The sequence below is a fragment of the Halomonas sp. 18071143 genome, assembly GCF_019211725.1.
GTDB lineage: Bacteria > Pseudomonadota > Gammaproteobacteria > Pseudomonadales > Halomonadaceae > Vreelandella > Vreelandella stevensii.
The window spans coordinates 2,636,076-2,650,575 of the sequence record NZ_CP078120.1 but is presented as its reverse complement, the minus strand read 5'-3'; the positions used below and the strand labels follow the sequence as shown (position 1 = coordinate 2,650,575).

Here is a 14,500-nt window from a genome sequence, read left to right as displayed (position 1 = left end):
ACAAGCGTGAAAGTCGCGCCGCAGGTGCAACCCTGCGGCGTTTTTCGCGTCTGAATGGCATCAGGAGCAGCGCTTGCTCCGTGCCTCATCCGCTTTTGGCAATGACTGCCTAGGGAGAATCACTATGCGCGAACCTACTCAACGTCGCTCGCCTGCATTGGCATTGGCTGCTAGCGCACTGGGGCTTACCTTTGCCGCACCCATGGCCTGGGCCAACGAAGCGGCCGAACGCCTCACCGAGCGTCTCGACCCTCTCGAGAACTACCATGCCAGCTTCGAGCAGCGGATTCTCGATGGCAGCGGCCAGCGCCTGCAAAGTGCTCATGGCGAAATGTGGCTGTCACGTCCTGGCTTGCTGCGCTGGGAAGTCGACGCTCCTTATTCGCAAACCGTCGTGTCCGATGGGGAAGACGTTTACCTGTACGACCCGGACCTGGAGCAGGTCACCGTTCAGGCCATGGATGACCGTGTCACGCACACGCCGGCGCTACTGCTTTCCGGAAGTGCCACCGAGCTGACGGCCAGCTACGATGTGTTCTACGAGCAGCAGGATGGCGATGATGTCTTTACCCTGATTCCCACCTCTGCCGATACGCTGTTCGAAGAGCTCAGCATGGTGTTTGACCAACAAACCCTGACCGAACTGTGGATGATGGACAGCACCGGGCAGCGTACTTCGATCACCTTCAGCGGTATCACCCGCAATGGCAACATCGACCGCAGCCTGTTCGACTTCGACATTCCAGAAGGCACCGACGTCATTCGCGAAGAGTGGTAGGCAGCGTGCTTTCTGTTTAAAACGTTCTTTCCGCTTGGCATCTCTGTATTAGCATCTCTTGATCAGGCACCTTCGGGTGCCTGATCTGCTTGTTGGTCCTGCTGTTTTCTCCATGCCATGATCTCGGCAAAGCGTTTCTCCTGACCCAGCTCACTGGGTTCGTAAAAACGGGCTGCTGGTACTTTGTCTGGCCAGCAATCGTGTGCGCTGCCCGCCGGGTAGCCGTGGGGCTCGTGATGGGCGTAACGGTAACCTTGCCCATGGCCCAATTGCTCCATGAGCTTGGTCGGGGCGTTACGCAGGTAGCTGGGGACTTCCAGCTGAGGCTGCTGTGCCACGAACTGTCGAGCACTTTTCCAGGCCTGGTCGATCCGGTTGCTCTTGGGGGCCACTGCCAGGTGAATGGCGGCATGGGCAATGGCGCGCTGGCCTTCGTAATCACCCAGCCGCAGGTAGGCATCCCAGGCGGCGATCACCAGTGGCAGTGCTCGTGGATCGGCATTGCCCACATCTTCCGAGGCAATGGCCGTCAAACGGCGCACGATATCCAGCGGATCGCCGCCTCCCTGAAGAAAGCGCGCCATGTACAGCAGGGCGGCGTCCGGGCGCGATGAGCGAACCGACTTGTGAATGGCCGACAGCAGGTCGTAGTAGGCATCCCCCTGTTTGTCGAAGGCGCTAGCCTGGTGGCCCACCACGTCGGCCAGCACCGCCTTACGCAGCACTTCACGGCCTTCGACGGCGTCGGTGAAGTCGCAGGCCGTCTCCAGCAGCCCCAGAGCCCGTCGGGCATCGCCAGCGCTGGCGTGGGCCAACGCTTCCAGCACCCCCGATTCCACCTGAATGCGCCGTTTGCCGAGCCCTCGGCTATCGCTGTCGAGGGCCTGCTGCATCACCTGTATCAGCTCTTGCTGAGAGAGCGCCTTGAGCACGTAGACCCGAGCGCGGGAAAGCAGCGCCGAATTCACCTCGAAGGAGGGGTTTTCCGTGGTCGCGCCGATCAGGGTCAGCAGCCCTGACTCCACGTGGGGCAACAGCGCGTCCTGCTGGCTCTTGTTGAGCCGATGAATCTCATCCAGAAACAGCAACGTGGGTGTCTGACGCTGGCGGGCGCCCTCGACCACCAGCCGAATTTCCTTGACCCCGGCCATCACGGCACTCAAATGCTCCAGGTGCGTTTCGGAGGCGCGGGCCAGCAGTTCGGCCAGGGTGGTCTTGCCCACGCCGGGGGGGCCCCAGAGAATCATCGAGCGAACGACACCCGATTCGGCCATGCGGCGCAGCGGCTTGTCTGGCCCCACCAGCGCCTGCTGGCCAACGTATTCGTTGAGGGTTAGAGGGCGCATGCGATAGGCAAGCGGCGCCTCCTCGGCGGGTTGGGCGTCAAAAAGGTCCATGGCAACTTCCGTTGTAAATCGTTACGTTGAACATTCAATGCTTAACAAGTGTCTGTGGTAAGTAGCGCTACGTCAGGCTACCTTTGGGCGTAACTGGGAAGTTCTGCATTGGTTGGCCAAATCCCCAGGCGCAAGACAAGGATTAACGCTAGTGTAGTAGAACCCTGATCATGGTCGCGTACCCTGGTTTCGGTAGGGGAAGCACGGGGTACGATACTTATCAAAGGAGACGGCAAGATGTTAAACCAACTGCGTCTGGATCATGCCAATATGGCGCGCATGCTGCATGTGCTTCAGCTCAAGCATAAAACGCTGGCCGAAGGAGAGCGGCCTGACTTTCAACTAATGCGTGAAGTGGTCGACTACATCTTGTCTTACATGGACGGTTTTGCCGCGCCTCTCGAACGAATCTGCGTCGAGCGGCTGCAAGCGCAAGCGACGGAGCATCAGCCGCTGATGACCCAAATGGCCGATGACTACCGTGAGCTAAAGCCTCGCTTGATGCGCCTGTCCCATGATATCGATATGATTCTCATGGACAACATTCTACCCATGGACCGTTTCGCGGACGACCTGAAGTCGTATCTGGAAGCGCACCGCGCCTATCTGCGCCACGAGCGGGAAGGGCTATTCCCCCTGATCGACCAGCACTTCACGTCCGAGGAGCTGGAAGAGCTGCGCCAGGCGCTGCCGGAAGGTGCGGAGAAAGAACTCGAGCGTTTACAGCTGGCCTATCCTGAGCTTTACGCCGAGTTGCGCGGTGCCGAGGTGCCCTCGCTGTAATTCCCGCGGTCTCCCCCTTCAGCGCTGCACGGGGCGTGTTAAACTAGCGCCCCGTTTTGATCAATATCTATGCAAACGTTCATGCAAAGAGGGCAGCGCAGGGTGGGCAACGTATCCCCAATATCGATTGATCGGCTGGGTAACCACTGATGCCCGGCCCCGTACTGGTATTCGACTCGGGGGTGGGTGGGCTCTCCGTGGCTCAGTCGCTGCGTCAGCACTACCCCCACGCCTCGCTGTGTTACGCCTGCGATAATGCCTGGCTTCCTTACGGTCTGCGCGATGACGTGGTACTGGCCAAGCGTATCGTGGACGTTTGCCAGGCCGCCGTGGCCGCCTGCCAGGCCAGCGTGCTGGTGGTGGCGTGTAACACGGCCAGCACGCTGGCGCTGGAAGCGCTGCGTCAGGCGCTGTCGGTGCCGGTGATTGGTACGGTGCCCGCCATCAAGCCCGCCGCGCAGGTCAGCACGACGCGCCATATTGGCCTGCTGGCTACCTCGGCCACGGTCAACCGCCCTTACACCCAAGGATTGATCGAAAGCTTCGCCAGCGACTGCCGCGTCACGCGGCTGGCAGCAGACCCGCTGGTAGTGGAAGCCGAAGCCTGGTTGGCGGGAAAGCCGCTGAACGCCGCTCATATTCAGCAGGCGTTAGCCCCGCTTTGGGAGGCGACCCAGGCGACCCCTGCCCTGGATACCGTGGTATTGGGGTGCACGCACTTTCCGTTGCTGCAGCCGCTGCTGGTGTCACTCTCCCCCGTACCGCTGGCCTGGGTGGACTCTGGAGACGCCATCGCGCGGCGCGTTGGACAGGTAGCCGCCACGCTGATCAGCAGCGTGCCGGATGGCCGTTGTTTTACCACGGCGCCCGCTGCTGCCCTGGCCGATGGCATGGCGCGGTACGGTTTCAGTGCCCCCCAGCTGCTCGCGCTGCCCGACGCTGATTAACGGTGAGCCGCTGCCGCTAAGTTCAATTTTCCAGTCAATAGGAGCCACCTTGGCCATCCCTACCGTCGATCCGGCACGCTACGCCGAACAGCTGGCTGACAAACAAGCCTACGTGGAACAGATGTTCGCGGACTTTGCGCCGCCTGGGCTCGAAGTGTATCCCTCGCCCGCCAGCCATTATCGGCAGCGCTGCGAGTTTCGTATCTGGCATGAAGACGATGATCTGTTCTATGCCATGTTCGAGGTCGACTCTGACAACCCCAAACAGAAGCGGGTCATTCGTCTGGACCAGTTTGCCGTGGCCAGCGAACGCATCAACGAGCTGATGCCGCAGTTGCGGGATGCCTTTCTGGCCAGCGATGTGCTGCGCCGCCGGCTGTTTCAGGTGGAGTTTCTGACCACGCTGTCGGGAGAAGCGCTGGTCACGCTGATTTACCATCGTCCGCTGGACGACGCCTGGGAAGAGCAGGCGCGCGCTCTGGAAGCCGAGCTGGGCATCATGATCATTGGCCGTTCGCGCAAACAGCGCCTGGTGCTCAGCCGTGACCACGTCTGGGAGCGCCTGGAGGTGGACGGCCGTACGCTGCACTATCAGCAGGTCGAAAACAGTTTTACCCAGCCCAATGCGCATATCTGCCAAACGATGTTGAGCTGGGCCCGTGAAGTGACGGCCGGACGTCAGCAGGAAGACCTGGTCGAGCTTTATTGCGGAAACGGCAACTTCACCATTGCGCTGGCGGAGAATTTCCGGCGCGTGCTGGCCACGGAAATCTCGCGCACCTCGGTGGCCAGCGCCAATGTCAACCTTGAAGCCAACGGGATCAACAACGCGCACGTGGCGCGCATGTCGGCGGAGGAGTTTGCGCTGGCGCTGAAAGGCGAAAAAGCCGGGCGGCGAGTGGCGGAGATGGGGCTGGACGATTACCGTTTCTCCACCGTGCTGGTCGACCCGCCCAGAGCCGGGCTGGACGAGCAGAGCTGCGAACAGCTCAGCGAGTACGCGCAAATCGTCTATATTTCATGCAACCCGGTCACGCTTGCCGACAATTTGGCGCAGCTCACCAAAACCCATCAGATCGAGCGTTTTGCCTTGTTCGACCAGTTTCCGTTTACCCATCACTGTGAGTGCGGGGTGCTGTTGACACGGCGTAGCGCTTGAACGCAAGTGTCATGGGCCGCTTGTCAATAGTGCTTATGATGCACAAGCGGCATACACCATGAATAACATGCCAGATGGTTAGGGTGCTGGACGAGGGTAGCGTAAGCTATCCGGTAGCGTGGCCTAAAGGCCTATTGTCCTTCGTTTTTTTGGCCCAGGTTGTGGCCCCAGGCAGTCGAGGTGATGGATGCATTACGTTGCGATTGAAGAGAGTCGGCGGGATCTTTTGAAGCAGCTACAAGAGCGCCTGGATGCGCGACTGGAGCCAGCGCGAGCGGCGGATGTCGAAGCCTTTGCGCGCCATTTCTACGCGACGGTGCCGGTCGAGGACCTGATCGACCGTCGTCTTGACGACCTCTATGGGGCCACGCTCTCGATCTGGCAGTTTCTCCAGCATCATGACCGTCAACACCCTAAAGTGCGTATCTTCAACCCCGATTTCGAAGAGCACGGCTGGCAGTCCAACCACACCTTCGTGGCCGTGCTGCATGAAGACATGCCGTTTCTGGTCGACTCGGTACGTATCGAGCTCAACCGGCGTGGATTGACCGTACATGCCATTCAGAACGCAGTGTTTGCGGTGGCCCGCGATGGCCAGCACCAGCTCAAGGCGCTGACCTCGCCCAAGGATGAGCATGCCCCCGAGCCCCGCGAATCCTTGATCGTCATCGAGGTGGATCGCCATACCGATCCTGAACTCCTCGCCAATATCGAGCGCAATCTGCACGAAGTGCTGCGCGACGTGCGCACGGCAGTGGGTGATTACGACGCCATGTGCGGGCAGATCACCTCCGCCATCCAGGAGCTGGAAAAGAACTGCCCACCACAGATCGACCCTGACGACCACGAAGAAGCGATTGCATTTCTCGAGTGGTTGCTGAAGGACAACTTCACGTTCCTGGGGTATGACGAGTACCTGCTGGAAGGCAGCGAGCTGCAGCGTGATCCCAACAGCGTGTTGGGCGTGTTCCGCCTGGACCAGCCCCGCTACCGGGAGCGCATCCGCACCGAAGAGGGGGTGGATGAGCACAATGACTACGTGCTGGTGCCGCAGCTGCTCTCGTTTGCCAAGAGCGCCCATCACTCTCGCGTGCATCGTCCTACGTATCCCGACTACATCACCGTGGACCGCTACGATGATGATGGCAACGTGATCGGCGAGCGTCGTTTCTTTGGCCTGTTCACCGCGACCGTCTATAACGAGTCGCCGCGCAACATTCCGCTGCTGCGTCGCAAGCTGAAAGCCGTGACCGACATCGCCGGGTTCAACCCTCAGGGCCACAATGGCAAGCAGCTGCTGCAGGTGCTGGAAGTGTACCCGCGGGATGATCTGTTCCAGATCGGCACCGACGAGCTGGCCACTACCTCACTGGGCATCTTGAACATCCGTGAGCGCCGTCAGGTACGCTTGTTTATCCGCACCGATGTCAGCGGCAAGTTCTACTCCTGCCTGGTCTTCGTTCCCCGCGACGTGTTCTCGACCGACCTGCGCCAGCGTATTCAGAACATGCTGTGCGACGAGCTGGATGCGCACTTTGGCGATTTCAACACCTACCTCTCTGAGTCGGTGCTGGCGCGTATTCAGCTGATCCTGCGCTTCAATGGCGACACGCCCAGCCAGTACGACCTGAAGCGTCTGGAGGGTAAAGTGGCACGGCTGTCGCGCAGCTGGCGCGACGACCTGCACGCGGCCATGATCGAAGGGTTTGGAGAAGAGCGCGCCAACCACCTGCTGGATAATTTCCACGATGCCTTTTCGGCCAGCTACCGCGAAGACTTCAACGCCCGCACGGCGGTATTCGACATTCAGCACCTGTTGAATCTGGACAATGGCGACACGCTGTCGCTCTCCCTGTATCGTCCGCTGGAAGAGCAGGCAGGCGGCATGAACCTGAAGCTGTTCCATCGCGAATCGCAGATCCCGCTCTCGGACGTGCTGCCGATGATGGAGAATCTCGGCCTGCGCGTGATCGGCGAGCGCCCCTACGATATCAATGCGCCTCAGCAGCGCTACTGGATACACGACTTCGAGCTGGAGCACAGCCAGGGCGCCAATCTGGGCGATATGCGCGACACGTTCAGCGAAGCGTTCAAGCGTATCTGGGCCGGCGAAGCCGATAACGATGCCTTCAATCGCCTGATCGTCGGGGCCGGTCTGGACTGGCGGGAAGTGGCCATGCTGCGCGGTTACGCGCGTTATCTGAAGCAGATTCGCTTTGGCATGTCCCAGGATTACATTGCCGCCACGCTGGCCAACTACCCGGTGATCACCCAGACGCTGGTGGAGCTGTTCCGCCTGCGCTTCGATCCGGCCCAGCAGCAGCCTGGCCAGACCGACGACTGCCTGGCGCGCCTGAACGAGCACCTGGAAGGCGTTGCCAGCCTCAATGACGACCAGCTGCTGCGCCGTTTCATGGAGCTGATCCAGGCCACGCTGCGCACCAACTATTACCAGAAGACCGACGATGGCCGCTTCAAGGATTACATTGCCTACAAGCTGGAACCGTCGAAAGTGACCGGCATGCCCAAGCCGCGTCCGGCCTACGAGATTTTCGTCTGCTCGCCCCGTGTCGAAGGCGTGCACCTGCGGGGTGGCAAGGTGGCGCGCGGTGGCCTGCGCTGGTCGGATCGCCTGGAAGATTTCCGTACCGAAGTGCTGGGGCTGGTCAAGGCGCAGCAGGTGAAGAACGCGGTCATCGTGCCGGTAGGCGCCAAGGGCGGGTTCGTGTGCAAGCGCATGCCTGAAAATGCCGACCGTGAAACCCAGCAGAAAGAGGGCATTGCCTGCTACCAGATCTTCATTCGGGCGCTGCTGGACGTCACCGATAATCTGGTCGCAGGAGAGGTCGTGCCGCCGAAGAGCGTGGTGCGCCACGATGACGACGACACCTACCTGGTGGTGGCTGCCGACAAGGGCACCGCAACGTTCTCGGATATCGCCAACGCCATTTCCGTCGAGTATGGCCACTGGCTGGGGGATGCGTTCGCCTCGGGCGGCGCCAACGGCTACGACCACAAGAAAATGGCGATCACCGCACGGGGCGCCTGGGAGTCGGTCAAGCGCCACTTCCGCAACCTGGGCGTGAACACCCAGCAGGACCTGTTTACCGTGGTGGGCATCGGTGACATGGCGGGGGACGTGTTCGGCAACGGCATGCTGCTGTCGGACAAGATCCAACTGGTGGGGGCGTTCAACCACCTGCATATCTTCGTCGACCCCAACCCTGATGCGGCAGCGGCGTTTGCCGAGCGTCAACGGCTGTTCGACCTGCCGCGCTCCAGCTGGGAAGATTACAGCGCCGAGCTGATCTCTCAAGGGGGCGGGGTGTTCAGCCGCAGTGCCAAATCCATCGCCATCAGCCCGGAAATGCAGCAGGTGTTCGGAATCACCGAGGCGCGTCTGTCGCCCAATGATCTGATTCGCGCCATGCTCAAGGCCCAGGTCGACCTGATCTGGAACGGCGGTATCGGCACCTACGTGAAAAGCGCCGATGAAACCGATGCCGACGTGGGCGACAAGGCCAACGATGCGCTGCGTATCAACGGCAAGGAGCTGAACTGCCGAGTCGTGGGAGAAGGCGGTAACCTGGGTCTCACCCAGCGTGGCCGGATGGAAGCAGCCGCCAACGGCGTGCGGGTTTACACCGACTTCATCGACAATGCCGGGGGCGTCAACTGCTCCGACCATGAGGTCAATATCAAGATATTGATCGACGAAGTGGTCAAGCGTGGCGACATGACCGACAAGCAGCGCAACCAGCTGCTGGCCGACATGACCGACGAAGTGGCCAACCTGGTCCTTCTGGACAACTATCGCCAGACCCAGGCGCTGGACCTGTCGGAAATTCTTTCCCATCAGGGGATGGGGCCGTACCGCCGCTTCATCAGCGAACTGGAAGCCGCTGGTCAGATCGACCGCGAGCTGGAGTTCCTGCCCACCGACGAGGTGCTCAAGGAGCGTGCCAGCAGCGACCAGGGCATGCGTTTGCCGGAACTCTCGGTGCTGATCTCCTACGCCAAGAGCACCTTGAAGGGGGATTTGATCAATTCCGAGGTGCCCGACGACCCCTACATCCATCGCCATCTCGAGCGGCTCTTCCCGGCGGTGCTCACCGAGCGCTACCAGGGCGAGATGTACGAGCACCGCCTGAAGCGTGAGATCGTGGCCACTCAGGTCGCCAACGACCTGGTCGACCACATGGGCATCGTCTTCGTGCGCCGCTTGATGGACTCCACCGGCGCCGGCCGGGCCGATATTGCCCGGGCCTACGTGGTCGCCCGCGATGCCTTCAACCTGGCGGACCTGTGGGCGCAAATCGAAGCGCTGGACAATCAGGTCTCCAGCCGGGTGCAGTACTCCATGATGCTGGACCTGATGCGTCTGGTGCGCCGTGCCACCCGCTGGTTCCTGCGTCAGCACCTGGGGCTGTCGACTCAGGACACCATCGAGTACTTCGGACCGCGTCTGGCGCAGCTGCAGGAGAGCATCGGTGAGCTGCTCAGCGGTGAAGAGCAGCAGGAGTGGCAAGCGCGCTGTGAAGAGCTGGAGCAAGCCGGGGTACCGGCGTCGCTGGCCGCTACGGTGGCTGCGGCACCGCGCCTGTACGCCAGCCTGGGGATCATTCAGGCGGCCCGCTTGACCAACGAGAAGCCCCAGCGGGTGGCGGAAGTCTTCCACGAGATTGGCAGCCGCTTGGAGCTACCGTGGATGATCCAGCAGGTGACTCGTCTGGAAGTGCGCGATGCCTGGCAGGCACAGGCCCGCGAAACCTTCCGTGACGATATCGATCGCCAACAGCTGGCCCTGACCACCAGCGTATTGAAGCTGGAAGCGGGCAGCCGCGACACCCAGGAGCGCGTGGCTCAGTGGCTGGAGCAACACGCCGAGCTGCACCGTCGCTGGTGCCGCTTGATCGAAGAGGTGCGTAGCGGCAGTGAAGGCGGTTTTGCCCTGTTTGCGGTCGCCGTCCGTGAGCTGGTGGACCTGGCCGAGAGCGATAGCGAAGCCTGACGCCTGACGACAGGCCCACTCAAGGCCGCGCCCTGGTTCACCAGGGCGCGGCCTTTTCATTCTGCCTCGCTGGGCCAAGTGCGTTATACTGCGGCCGCCTCGCCCACAGCCCATCGCCCAGGAGTGTCTCGCTGATGTATACCCTTGCCCGCTCGCTCATGTTCCGCCTGGATGCGGAAACGTCCCACGGTCTGGCGCTTGGCGCGCTGGATACGCTGCACCGAGTCGGTGGCGTGAAGCGGCTGTATGGCGAGCCGGTCAGCGACCCGGTCGAGCTGATGGGGCTGAGCTTTGCCAACCGCGTCGGTCTGGCAGCTGGGCTGGACAAGAATGCCGATCACCTGGATGCCCTGGGTGAGCTGGGTTTTGGTTTCGTGGAAGTGGGCACCGTCACGCCGAAAGCGCAGCCGGGCAACCCCAGGCCGCGTCTGTTTCGCCTGGCCGAACACGGGGCCATCATCAACCGCTTCGGTTTCAACAACAAGGGCGTCGAGCACCTAGTGGCACAGGTCAAGAAGCGCCACTACGGCGGTATCGTAGGCATTAACATCGGTAAGAACCTGACCACCTCGGTGGAGCAGGCGCTGGATGACTACCTGTTGTGTCTCGACGCCGTGCATGGGGTGGCCGATTATATCGCGGTGAATATTTCGTCGCCCAACACGCCGGGGCTGCGCACGCTGCAGTTTGGCGAGCAGTTGGATGCCCTGCTGGGGCCGATTCGTGCCCGCAGCCAGGCGCTGGACAACGCGCTGGGCCGCAAGGTGCCGCTGCTGGTGAAGATCGCCCCCGACATGAACGCTGAGGAAGTGGCGCTGGTGGCGGGCAGTATTTCTCGCAATGGGCTGGATGGCGTGATCGCCACCAATACCACGGTGTCTCGTGAGGCCGTTCAGCAGGACCCCCAGGCGCAGGAAGCCGGTGGGTTATCGGGCCGACCGGTGTTCGAGGCTTCCAATACGGTCATCCGGCTGCTGCGTGCCGAATTGCCTGACCTGCCGATCATTGGCGTGGGCGGCATCGACAGCGCGGCGGCAGCGCAAGCGAAAATCGAGGCAGGTGCCGACCTGGTGCAGCTCTATTCAGGCTTGATTTATCAGGGGCCGACGCTGGTGAAACAGTGTGCCGAGGCGCTCAAGAAGCAGGCTTCTGACCACTGAGAGGGTAAGCGCTGGGGGAGAGGTGGGCAATAAAAGGGGTAGGCAATAAAAAGCCCGCTGGCTAGCGGGCTCCGTACTCCAAATGTCCGTGTAAAAGGTAAATAAATCAGGTCATGACCATGGGGTTTTTATGGATGCCGGAAACGCCGACCATGCCATCCCATTGGTCTCCGCGACCTTCACGCCAACCGCTCATCCAGTATTCGCGTAAATTGACATCTTGACTGGGGCAATCATCACGGGAGCGACCCGTAACACCCGCTTTGTAGCCGTGAACATAAGCCCGCTGGAAGCGATCACGTTTTTGTCGTTTCATTGGCTAACCTCTTTTCACGAAAACCTTTGATAAGAAGCAAACAGCCAGCAATTGGGCAGCTCATTGTTTACCGAGCTCCTTTCAAGCGTCATCACGACGCCGACCATTGCTGCCAACTCTGCTTCGAGAGGTGACTTCAAGTCCAAGAGTGAGTCTTCGCCAGTACCTTGGTGTCTAGCACTCACGTGCTGAACAGGTAAAGCCGCTGACTCGACAAGCCGTGGGTCGTTACAGGAGTCTCCTTGCGGAAGTGCACAGTAATGACCCAGACAAGCAACGCATGCGTTTTTAGTAGCTACCCTCTTATTGATAGACCATCATGGGGTCACTTGTCGACCATCAAATTGTCATAAGACGTAAACTCATTTGACATATACAGGAATATCGCGCGGTGACGCGCGGCGAAGAACATGACCGAGCTGAGCCAAACACCCTCTTTGAATCTGCTGGCCACCTGCCCCAAAGGCATCGAAGGCCTGCTGGCAGACGAGCTGCAAGCGCTGGGCGCCGAGCCTGGTAAAACCACCGTGGCTGGTGTCTATTTCACTGCCGACCAGGCCACCGCCTATCGGGTCTGCCTGTGGTCGCGACTAGCCAACCGCGTCATTCTGCTGCTGGCCCGGGAAAACATGATCGAGACCGCCGAGCAGGTGCGCGATGTGGTAGCACGCATTGCCTGGCGTCAGCATCTGGCACCAGGACGCACCCTGGCGGTGGATTTTCATGGCCGCAGTGAGCACATTCGCCACACCCGGTTTGGCGCGCAAACCGTCAAGGACGGGGTGGTGGACTCGCTACAGCTCTCGGGGCAGGAGCGCCCCAATGTGGATACCAAAACGCCAGACCTGCGCCTTTATGCGCACCTGCATCGCGCCAACCTGAGCCTGGGTATCGACCTCTCCGGTGAGAGCCTTCACCGGCGCGGCTACCGGCGTGACGTCGGGCATGCGCCGCTCAAGGAGAACCTGGCCGCTGCCTTGCTGGTACGTGCAGGCTGGCCCGAGCGCGCCAGAGCTGGCGAGCCTTTGCTGGACCCTTTGTGCGGGGCTGGCACCCTGCTGATCGAGGCCGCATTGATGGCCGCCGACCAGGCCCCCAACCTCAACCGTGAGCGTTTCGGCTTTCATGGCTGGGCGGGGCATGAGCCTGCGCTCTGGAGTGAGCTCAAGCGCGAAGCCGAAGCGCGGGCGTCGATTGGCCGCAAGCGCTGCAGGAACCCACTGATCGGCTTCGACCAAAGCCCTGCAGCGCTGAGTGCCGCCAAGTCGAACGCCATGCGTGCGGGCATTCCTGCGCTGATCAGCCTGCATGGCCAAAGCCTGGCCCAGCTCACTCGCCCCGCCGACCTCACCGCCGAGCAGGGCCTGTTGATCACCAACCCGCCCTACGGCGAGCGTTTGGGCGAATTGCCGGAACTGGTCAGGCTCTATGCCCAACTGGGGGAAAAGGCCAAGGCGTTGTTCCCCGGCTGGATGCTGGCGCTGTTCACCGGCAATCCGGACCTGGGGCATCGCTTGGGGCTGCGCGCCCATAAGCAGTATGCGCTGAAGAATGGTGCGCTGGATGCCAAGCTGCTGATGATGCAGATCGGCGCAGCCAGGCAGCCCGCCGCGCCCACCGATTCCGCCACGGCAGAGGCCCCGGCGCCGGAACGGCCTGCCAAGCCAGCGGTGTCGGAAAATGCCCAGATGTTTGCCAACCGCTTGGCAAAGAACCAGAAGCGCCTGAAAAAGTGGCTCAAGCAGAGCGGTGAAACCTGCTATCGCCTCTACGATGCCGATATGCCGGAGTATGCGCTGGCCATCGACCGCTATGGCGACCGCGTTCACGTGCAGGAGTATGCCGCGCCGGGCTCCGTGAACCCTGCTCAGGCACAAAAGCGGCTGTTCGACGCGCTGGAAGTGCTGCCTGAGGCGCTGAACGTGGACCCCGCCAGGATTTACGTGAAGCGCCGTGAGCGGCAAACCGGCGCCGCCCAGTACCAGAAGCGCGATGCCAGCGGCGAGCGTTTCGAAGTGCGTGAGGGGAGTGCGCGGCTGTGGGTCAACCTGCGCGACTACCTGGACACCGGGCTGTTTCTCGACCACCGCCCCGTGCGGCGTATGCTGGGCGACATGGCCAGCGGCAAGCGCTTCCTGAACCTGTTCTGCTACACCGCCACGGCCACCGTGCAGGCCGCGCTAGGCGGGGCCAGTGACAGCGTCAGCGTCGACATGTCCAACACCTACCTAGAGTGGGCCAGAGACAACTTCAGCCTGAACCAGCTGGATCACCGACGGCACCGGGTGGTCAGGGACGACTGCTTCCGCTGGCTGGAAACGGCCAATGCCGATTTCGACCTGATCTTCATGGACCCGCCGACGTTCTCGAACTCCAAGAAGATGCGCGATACGCTGGATATCCAGCGGGACCACCCAAGGCTGGTCGAGCTGGCCATGGCGCGCCTGGCGCCGGGTGGCGTGCTGGTGTTCTCGAATAACCAGCGGCGTTTCAAGCTGGACGACGCGCTGGTGCAGCGCTACGCAGTGGAGGAGATCACCGCGCGCACCTTCGACCCGGATTTCCAGCGCCGCACCAACCTGCATCACGTCTTTTTGATCAAGAGCCGAGCCGATGATTAAACTCTCCATCTACACCACTCTGGGCTGCCACCTGTGCGCTCAACTCGAAGCGCTGGTGACCACCCTGGCCAACCAGCCAGTGGACTTGCGGCGCATCGAAATCAGCGAAGACGACGCGCTGGTCGAGCGCTTCGGCGTGCGTATACCGGTGTTGCTGGATGAGCAGGGGGAAGAGCTGGACCGTGGCTTCGACCTGGCGCGGCTGAGCCAATGGCTGGAGCAACGAGGCTGGCTGGACGAAGCGGCGCTGGCGGCCCTGACCAACCCGCCAGCCCCGACGCCCCCGGTGGGGGCGCACCAGCGTAATGGGCGTCGATTTCTGGGGTAG

At 61.5% G+C, this 14,500-nt stretch carries 10 protein-coding genes; 8 read left to right on the top strand and 2 right to left on the bottom strand.

All coding sequences use genetic code 11. The features are described 5' to 3' along the window. Nucleotides 1–124 precede the first annotated feature (124 nt). Complete coding sequence (gene lolA, locus KVY02_RS12405; protein ID WP_218313605.1) at nt 125–778, top strand: outer membrane lipoprotein chaperone LolA; 654 nt, start codon at nt 125–127, stop codon at nt 776–778. 62 nt (nt 779–840) lie between these two features. Here lolA and KVY02_RS12400 read toward each other — a convergent pair whose 3' ends face one another. Next, on the bottom strand, nt 841–2,175 hold the full coding sequence (locus tag KVY02_RS12400) for a replication-associated recombination protein A (RefSeq protein ID WP_218313604.1): 1,335 nt from the start codon (nt 2,173–2,175) through the stop codon (nt 841–843). Between the two features lie 237 nt (nt 2,176–2,412). Here KVY02_RS12400 and KVY02_RS12395 point away from each other — a divergent pair, with 237 nt between their 5' ends. From KVY02_RS12395 to KVY02_RS12375, 5 genes are all read left to right on the top strand, one after another. Beyond that, a complete protein-coding gene (locus KVY02_RS12395) occupies nt 2,413–2,958 on the top strand; it encodes a hemerythrin domain-containing protein (protein ID WP_081195609.1) in 546 nt (181 codons plus the stop codon). 149 nt (nt 2,959–3,107) lie between these two features. Then, nucleotides 3,108–3,905, top strand: coding sequence for a glutamate racemase (gene murI, locus KVY02_RS12390; protein ID WP_218313603.1), 798 nt, complete (start codon nt 3,108–3,110; stop codon nt 3,903–3,905). 49 nt (nt 3,906–3,954) lie between these two features. Beyond that, nucleotides 3,955–5,064: a tRNA (uridine(54)-C5)-methyltransferase TrmA gene (gene trmA, locus KVY02_RS12385; RefSeq protein ID WP_218313602.1), complete on the top strand. Its 1,110-nt coding sequence runs from the start codon at nt 3,955–3,957 to the stop codon at nt 5,062–5,064. A 187-nt stretch (nt 5,065–5,251) separates the two neighbouring features. Next, entirely contained in the window at nt 5,252–10,075 is a 4,824-nt protein-coding gene (locus KVY02_RS12380) for an NAD-glutamate dehydrogenase (RefSeq protein ID WP_218313601.1), read from the top strand. 134 nt (nt 10,076–10,209) lie between these two features. Next, a complete protein-coding gene (locus tag KVY02_RS12375; RefSeq protein ID WP_218313600.1) occupies nt 10,210–11,235 on the top strand; it encodes a quinone-dependent dihydroorotate dehydrogenase in 1,026 nt (341 codons plus the stop codon). 106 nt (nt 11,236–11,341) lie between these two features. On the opposite strand, the gene rmf is transcribed toward KVY02_RS12375, so the two are convergent. Further along, entirely contained in the window at nt 11,342–11,551 is a 210-nt protein-coding gene (gene rmf, locus KVY02_RS12370) for a ribosome modulation factor (protein ID WP_016914479.1), read from the bottom strand. Nucleotides 11,552–11,961: 410 nt separating this feature from the next. Between rmf and rlmKL the strand changes: the two genes are divergently transcribed. Both rlmKL and KVY02_RS12360 read left to right on the top strand, forming a co-directional pair. Beyond that, entirely contained in the window at nt 11,962–14,172 is a 2,211-nt protein-coding gene (gene rlmKL / locus KVY02_RS12365) for a bifunctional 23S rRNA (guanine(2069)-N(7))-methyltransferase RlmK/23S rRNA (guanine(2445)-N(2))-methyltransferase RlmL (protein ID WP_218313599.1), read from the top strand. Next, on the top strand, nt 14,165–14,500 hold the full coding sequence (locus KVY02_RS12360) for a glutaredoxin family protein (protein WP_218313598.1): 336 nt from the start codon (nt 14,165–14,167) through the stop codon (nt 14,498–14,500). The genes rlmKL and KVY02_RS12360 overlap by 8 nt, the downstream gene beginning before the upstream one ends.

Excerpts from the sequence above, each read along its gene's own strand:
- lolA (WP_218313605.1), top strand. The coding sequence starts at position 125 with ATGCGCGAACCTACTCAACGTCGCTCGCCTGCATTGGCATTGGCTGCT.
- KVY02_RS12400 (WP_218313604.1), bottom strand. The coding sequence starts at position 2,175 with ATGGACCTTTTTGACGCCCAACCCGCCGAGGAGGCGCCGCTTGCCTAT.
- KVY02_RS12395 (WP_081195609.1), top strand. The coding sequence starts at position 2,413 with ATGTTAAACCAACTGCGTCTGGATCATGCCAATATGGCGCGCATGCTG.
- murI (WP_218313603.1), top strand. The coding sequence starts at position 3,108 with ATGCCCGGCCCCGTACTGGTATTCGACTCGGGGGTGGGTGGGCTCTCC.
- KVY02_RS12380 (WP_218313601.1), top strand. The coding sequence starts at position 5,252 with ATGCATTACGTTGCGATTGAAGAGAGTCGGCGGGATCTTTTGAAGCAG.
- KVY02_RS12375 (WP_218313600.1), top strand. The coding sequence starts at position 10,210 with ATGTATACCCTTGCCCGCTCGCTCATGTTCCGCCTGGATGCGGAAACG.
- rmf (WP_016914479.1), bottom strand. The coding sequence starts at position 11,551 with ATGAAACGACAAAAACGTGATCGCTTCCAGCGGGCTTATGTTCACGGC.
- rlmKL (WP_218313599.1), top strand. The coding sequence starts at position 11,962 with ATGACCGAGCTGAGCCAAACACCCTCTTTGAATCTGCTGGCCACCTGC.
- KVY02_RS12360 (WP_218313598.1), top strand. The coding sequence starts at position 14,165 with ATGATTAAACTCTCCATCTACACCACTCTGGGCTGCCACCTGTGCGCT.